The organism is Mesorhizobium sp. M2C.T.Ca.TU.002.02.1.1, from assembly GCF_003997225.1.
In genome coordinates this window covers 1-1,308 of the sequence record NZ_RZTO01001191.1, presented here as the reverse complement: position 1 = coordinate 1,308, position 1,308 = coordinate 1, and the positions used below count along the sequence as shown (strand labels likewise).

The window sequence follows — 1,308 nt, the reverse complement described above, 5'->3', positions numbered from 1 at the left end:
TCACGAACACCTGCGAGATGGTGAGCGCCGGCTGCTGCGTGGCCTCGGCCGGCTTGGCGGCGTCGCCGGCCGCCTTGTCGGCCGGCTTTGTGTCGGCCGGCTTCGAGGCGCCGTCGGCGGGCTTGGCGGTGTCGCCGGACGCCTTATCGGCGCCGGCCTTCTGCTCATCCGGCTTCGCCGGCGCGGCAGCGGCACCCTGGGCGGGCTTGGCCGGCTGGACCACGAAGACATAATCGCCGTAGAGGCTCGTCGTCACCGCCGTCTGCGGCACGGAGATGACGTTGTTTTCCTGCGGCAGCTCGACGCGAAGCTGGACGAACTGGCCGGGCGTCAGCTTGCCTTCGGGATTGGCGACCTCGCCGCGGATCGAGACCAGCCGGCTCGCGGGGTCGATCTTGGGATCGATGCCGCGGATGGAGCCGGCAAAGGGCATGTCGGCGAGGCTGCCGCCGAGCTTGATGGTCTGGCCGATCTTGAGCAGCGGCAGCTGCTGTTCGGGAACCGTGAAGTCGACCCGCATCGTGTCCAGGTCCTGTATCGTCACGACCGAGTTGCCGGGGGCCAGATACTGGCCGATATCGATCCGCGGAATGCCGACCGTGCCGCCGAAGGGCGCGGACAACTGCTTCTGGTCGAGCACCGCCTGCAGCTTGTTGACCTGCGCGGCCGAGGCATCGGCCGCGGCGCGCGCGGCGTCGAGCGTCGCGTCCGTGCCGACGCCGCGCCGCTGCAATTCGATCGCTCGGGTCAGCGCCGCCTGGTCCGAGGCGGCCTGCGCCTTCTGCGCCACCAGATCGGCCTTCTCGACCGCGTCATCCAGCTGCAAGAGCACCGCGTCGGCGGCAACCTTCTGGTTGGCGTGGAAGAGGATGTCCTTGACGATGCCGCTGGTCTCGACGGTAAGGTCGACGCCGCGCACGGCATTGACGGTGCCGATGGCCTCGACGCCGGGGGTCCACTCGGATGGCTTGACCGTCACTGTCGAGACCGTCGCGGCCGGCGGCTTCATGGTGGCGAAGAACTGCTTGATGCCGGCATCGCGCATGAAGTTGAAGCCAACGATGCCGACGCACACCAAGGCGAGCAGCAGCAAGAATCCGGCGATGATGAAAAAGCGCTTCACGGATGGTCCCCTCGAGCCGGCAACCGGCAAAACAATCGATGCCGGGACACATATCGACGACAGGTCCCGATTTCAAATGGCGCGCCTTACTGTACCGGCTGGACGGTCTTGTCAATTCCGCCTAGGCTAATGTAGGGGAAGGCGCGATGAGACCACCCAGGGCCAACTCACGCGAAAAGATACTT

Annotated in this window: 1 protein-coding gene; it reads right to left on the bottom strand. The window is 66.6% G+C overall.

Annotation, left to right across the window (positions count from 1 at the left end; genetic code table 11):
- Nucleotides 1–1,123, bottom strand: a 1,123-nt coding sequence (locus EOD07_RS34635) for an efflux RND transporter periplasmic adaptor subunit (RefSeq protein ID WP_245470611.1), incomplete at its 3' end; no start/stop codon positions are given.
- Nucleotides 1,124–1,308 lie beyond the last annotated feature (185 nt).